This window comes from Pseudomonas kilonensis, from assembly GCF_001269885.1.
GTDB classification, from domain to species: Bacteria; Pseudomonadota; Gammaproteobacteria; order Pseudomonadales; family Pseudomonadaceae; genus Aquipseudomonas; species Aquipseudomonas kilonensis.
Genome location: NZ_LHVH01000037.1, coordinates 1 through 5,706 on the forward strand (window position 1 = coordinate 1; position 5,706 = coordinate 5,706).

The 5,706-nt window shown below is 51.7% G+C and carries 2 tRNA genes and 3 rRNA genes; all 5 read right to left on the reverse strand.

Features of this window, described 5'->3' with window-relative positions:
* Window positions 1–18: 18 nt before the first annotated feature.
* The 5 genes from rrf to AD662_RS27910 all read right to left on the reverse strand — a co-directional run bounded on the left by rrf (window position 19) and on the right by AD662_RS27910 (window position 5,227).
* A 5S ribosomal RNA gene (rrf, locus tag AD662_RS27890) occupies window positions 19–134 on the reverse strand.
* A gap of 155 nt (window positions 135–289) precedes the next feature.
* A 23S ribosomal RNA gene (locus AD662_RS27895) occupies window positions 290–3,181 on the reverse strand.
* Between the two features lie 245 nt (window positions 3,182–3,426).
* Window positions 3,427–3,502: transfer RNA gene (locus AD662_RS27900), tRNA-Ala, on the reverse strand.
* Window positions 3,503–3,532: 30 nt separating this feature from the next.
* Window positions 3,533–3,609: transfer RNA gene (locus AD662_RS27905), tRNA-Ile, on the reverse strand.
* Window positions 3,610–3,690: 81 nt separating this feature from the next.
* Window positions 3,691–5,227, reverse strand: a 16S ribosomal RNA gene (locus tag AD662_RS27910).
* Together the 16S, 23S and 5S rRNA genes with 2 tRNA genes alongside form the textbook arrangement of a ribosomal RNA operon.
* Between the last annotated feature and the right edge of the window lie 479 nt (window positions 5,228–5,706).

Sequence of the window (5,706 nt, forward strand, 5' to 3'; positions counted from 1 at the left end):
AGGGGTTTCGGAATTTAATCTTGACGATGACCTACTCTCACATGGGGAAACCCCACACTACCATCGGCGATGCATCGTTTCACTGCTGAGTTCGGGATGGGATCAGGTGGTTCCAATGCTCTATGGTCGTCAAGAAATTCGGGTACTGAGTCGTGGCCCGTTGGCCTCGCTTCAGCAAATTGGGTATGTGATAGCTTCGGTGTTTTGTGAGATTCGAACTTTCGGTTCGTTTCGTCTTCACACACCGCAATCTGGTCTCTTTCGAGTTCGCAAATTGCTTGGGTGTTATATGGTCAAGCCTCACGGGCAATTAGTACAGGTTAGCTCAACGCCTCACAGCGCTTACACACCCTGCCTATCAACGTCGTAGTCTTCGACGGCCCTTCAGGGGACTCAAGGTCCCAGTGAGATCTCATCTTGAGGCAAGTTTCCCGCTTAGATGCTTTCAGCGGTTATCTTTCCCGAACATAGCTACCCGGCAATGCCACTGGCGTGACAACCGGAACACCAGAGGTTCGTCCACTCCGGTCCTCTCGTACTAGGAGCAGCCCCTCTCAAATCTCAAACGTCCACGGCAGATAGGGACCGAACTGTCTCACGACGTTCTAAACCCAGCTCGCGTACCACTTTAAATGGCGAACAGCCATACCCTTGGGACCGGCTTCAGCCCCAGGATGTGATGAGCCGACATCGAGGTGCCAAACACCGCCGTCGATATGAACTCTTGGGCGGTATCAGCCTGTTATCCCCGGAGTACCTTTTATCCGTTGAGCGATGGCCCTTCCATACAGAACCACCGGATCACTAAGACCTACTTTCGTACCTGCTCGACGTGTCTGTCTCGCAGTCAAGCGCGCTTTTGCCTTTATACTCTACGACCGATTTCCGACCGGTCTGAGCGCACCTTCGTACTCCTCCGTTACTCTTTAGGAGGAGACCGCCCCAGTCAAACTACCCACCATACACTGTCCTCGATCCGGATAACGGACCTGAGTTAGAACCTCAAAGTTGCCAGGGTGGTATTTCAAGGATGGCTCCACGCGAACTGGCGTCCACGCTTCAAAGCCTCCCACCTATCCTACACAAGCAAATTCAAAGTCCAGTGCAAAGCTATAGTAAAGGTTCACGGGGTCTTTCCGTCTAGCCGCGGATACACTGCATCTTCACAGCGATTTCAATTTCACTGAGTCTCGGGTGGAGACAGCGCCGCCATCGTTACGCCATTCGTGCAGGTCGGAACTTACCCGACAAGGAATTTCGCTACCTTAGGACCGTTATAGTTACGGCCGCCGTTTACCGGGGCTTCGATCAAGAGCTTCGCGTTAGCTAACCCCATCAATTAACCTTCCGGCACCGGGCAGGCGTCACACCCTATACGTCCACTTTCGTGTTTGCAGAGTGCTGTGTTTTTAATAAACAGTCGCAGCGGCCTGGTATCTTCGACCGGCGTGGGCTTACGCAGCAAGTGCTTCACCCTCACCGGCGCACCTTCTCCCGAAGTTACGGTGCCATTTTGCCTAGTTCCTTCACCCGAGTTCTCTCAAGCGCCTTGGTATTCTCTACCCAACCACCTGTGTCGGTTTGGGGTACGGTTCCTGGTTACCTGAAGCTTAGAAGCTTTTCTTGGAAGCATGGCATCAACCACTTCGTCACCCAAAGGGTAACTCGTCATCAGCTCTCGGCCTTAGAATCCCGGATTTACCTAAGATTCCAGCCTACCACCTTAAACTTGGACAACCAACGCCAAGCTGGCCTAGCCTTCTCCGTCCCTCCATCGCAATAACCAGAAGTACAGGAATATTAACCTGTTTTCCATCGACTACGCTTTTCAGCCTCGCCTTAGGGACCGACTAACCCTGCGTCGATTAACGTTGCGCAGGAAACCTTGGTCTTTCGGCGTGGGTGTTTTTCACACCCATTGTCGTTACTCATGTCAGCATTCGCACTTCTGATACCTCCAGCAAGCTTCTCAACTCACCTTCACAGGCTTACAGAACGCTCCTCTACCGCATCACTTACGTGATACCCGTAGCTTCGGTGTATGGTTTGAGCCCCGTTACATCTTCCGCGCAGGCCGACTCGACTAGTGAGCTATTACGCTTTCTTTAAAGGGTGGCTGCTTCTAAGCCAACCTCCTAGCTGTCTAAGCCTTCCCACATCGTTTCCCACTTAACCATAACTTTGGGACCTTAGCTGACGGTCTGGGTTGTTTCCCTTTTCACGACGGACGTTAGCACCCGCCGTGTGTCTCCCATGCTCGGCACTTGTAGGTATTCGGAGTTTGCATCGGTTTGGTAAGTCGGGATGACCCCCTAGCCGAAACAGTGCTCTACCCCCTACAGTGATACATGAGGCGCTACCTAAATAGCTTTCGAGGAGAACCAGCTATCTCCGAGCTTGATTAGCCTTTCACTCCGATCCACAGGTCATCCGCTAACTTTTCAACGGTAGTCGGTTCGGTCCTCCAGTTAGTGTTACCCAACCTTCAACCTGCCCATGGATAGATCGCCCGGTTTCGGGTCTATTCCCAGCGACTAGACGCCCTATTAAGACTCGCTTTCGCTACGCCTCCCCTATTCGGTTAAGCTCGCCACTGAAAATAAGTCGCTGACCCATTATACAAAAGGTACGCAGTCACCCAACAAAGTGGGCTCCCACTGCTTGTACGCATACGGTTTCAGGATCTATTTCACTCCCCTCTCCGGGGTTCTTTTCGCCTTTCCCTCACGGTACTAGTTCACTATCGGTCAGTCAGTAGTATTTAGCCTTGGAGGATGGTCCCCCCATATTCAGACAAAGTTTCTCGTGCTCCGTCCTACTCGATTTCATGACTAAGAGATTTTCGCGTACAGGGCTATCACCCACTATGGCCGCACTTTCCAGAGCGTTCCGCTAATCTCAAAGCCACTTAAGGGCTAGTCCCCGTTCGCTCGCCACTACTAAGGGAATCTCGGTTGATTTCTTTTCCTCAGGGTACTTAGATGTTTCAGTTCCCCTGGTTCGCCTCTTGCACCTATGTATTCAGTACAAGATAACCATCTTATGATGGCTGGGTTCCCCCATTCAGACATCTCCGGATCAAAGTCTGTTTGCCGACTCCCCGAAGCTTTTCGCAGGCTACCACGTCTTTCATCGCCTCTGACTGCCAAGGCATCCACCGTATGCGCTTCTTCACTTGACCATATAACCCCAAGCAATCTGGTTATACTGTGAAGACGACATTCGCCGAAAATTCGATCTGGCTCTGAGAGCCACTCACAAATTTTACCTTAGCCTGATCCGTTACCAGTGAAAGTAACGTTCAGTCTATCTTTCTATCACATACCCAAATTTTTAAAGAACGAACTAGTCAAAGACTAGAAATCAACATTCACCATCGTACCGATGGAATGCTCATTTCTAAGCTTTATACAATCGAAGCAGTAGTGGTGGAGCCAAGCGGGATCGAACCGCTGACCTCCTGCGTGCAAGGCAGGCGCTCTCCCAGCTGAGCTATGGCCCCGTATTTCTACAGGCGTTTCCCACACAAAATTGGTGGGTCTGGGCAGATTCGAACTGCCGACCTCACCCTTATCAGGGGTGCGCTCTAACCAACTGAGCTACAGACCCAATTTCGGGCTGCTTCTTTCGTCTTCTTCAATGAATCAAGCAATTCGTGTGGGAGCTCATGAAGCAGCTGCGGTCGTCGATTAAGGAGGTGATCCAGCCGCAGGTTCCCCTACGGCTACCTTGTTACGACTTCACCCCAGTCATGAATCACACCGTGGTAACCGTCCCCCCGAAGGTTAGACTAGCTACTTCTGGTGCAACCCACTCCCATGGTGTGACGGGCGGTGTGTACAAGGCCCGGGAACGTATTCACCGCGACATTCTGATTCGCGATTACTAGCGATTCCGACTTCACGCAGTCGAGTTGCAGACTGCGATCCGGACTACGATCGGTTTTGTGGGATTAGCTCCACCTCGCGGCTTGGCAACCCTCTGTACCGACCATTGTAGCACGTGTGTAGCCCAGGCCGTAAGGGCCATGATGACTTGACGTCATCCCCACCTTCCTCCGGTTTGTCACCGGCAGTCTCCTTAGAGTGCCCACCATTACGTGCTGGTAACTAAGGACAAGGGTTGCGCTCGTTACGGGACTTAACCCAACATCTCACGACACGAGCTGACGACAGCCATGCAGCACCTGTCTCAATGTTCCCGAAGGCACCAATCCATCTCTGGAAAGTTCATTGGATGTCAAGGCCTGGTAAGGTTCTTCGCGTTGCTTCGAATTAAACCACATGCTCCACCGCTTGTGCGGGCCCCCGTCAATTCATTTGAGTTTTAACCTTGCGGCCGTACTCCCCAGGCGGTCAACTTAATGCGTTAGCTGCGCCACTAAGAGCTCAAGGCTCCCAACGGCTAGTTGACATCGTTTACGGCGTGGACTACCAGGGTATCTAATCCTGTTTGCTCCCCACGCTTTCGCACCTCAGTGTCAGTATCAGTCCAGGTGGTCGCCTTCGCCACTGGTGTTCCTTCCTATATCTACGCATTTCACCGCTACACAGGAAATTCCACCACCCTCTACCATACTCTAGCTTGTCAGTTTTGAATGCAGTTCCCAGGTTGAGCCCGGGGCTTTCACATCCAACTTAACAAACCACCTACGCGCGCTTTACGCCCAGTAATTCCGATTAACGCTTGCACCCTCTGTATTACCGCGGCTGCTGGCACAGAGTTAGCCGGTGCTTATTCTGTCGGTAACGTCAAAACACTAACGTATTAGGTTAATGCCCTTCCTCCCAACTTAAAGTGCTTTACAATCCGAAGACCTTCTTCACACACGCGGCATGGCTGGATCAGGCTTTCGCCCATTGTCCAATATTCCCCACTGCTGCCTCCCGTAGGAGTCTGGACCGTGTCTCAGTTCCAGTGTGACTGATCATCCTCTCAGACCAGTTACGGATCGTCGCCTTGGTGAGCCATTACCCCACCAACTAGCTAATCCGACCTAGGCTCATCTGATAGCGCAAGGCCCGAAGGTCCCCTGCTTTCTCCCGTAGGACGTATGCGGTATTAGCGTCCGTTTCCGAGCGTTATCCCCCACTACCAGGCAGATTCCTAGGCATTACTCACCCGTCCGCCGCTCTCAAGAGGTGCAAGCACCTCTCTACCGCTCGACTTGCATGTGTTAGGCCTGCCGCCAGCGTTCAATCTGAGCCATGATCAAACTCTTCAGTTCAAACATCTTTGGGTTTTGAGAAAACCCTAAACTTGGCTCAGCAATCGTTGGTTACATCTTTGATTTCTCGCGGAGTAACTTGTGATGCTGATAATCTGTTGACTAGCAGTCTGACTCCACAAGCACCCACACGAATTGCTTGATTCAGTTGTTAAAGAGCGGTTGGTTGATTCTTTCGTCTCAACCGAGGCGCGCATTCTACAGCGCCCCGTGTATCTGTCAAGCGGTTATTTTAAGAAGTTTTCAAAGTTTCGCTTCGGAAACATCAACAACTTCAACCACTTGCGCTTCCGATCTCTCGTTAGCGGGAGGCGAATTCTACAGCGTTACTCGCTGCTGTCAACACCTCTTTTTCACCGCTTTCGACCGAGAAGATCGAATCGCCGATAGAGCCAAACAACACCGCTCTAYCTGCTCCTTCCGGGCTTCGATGAMCTGAAGCCCAACACCTTCGAAACCTACTTAACTCATTGAATCTC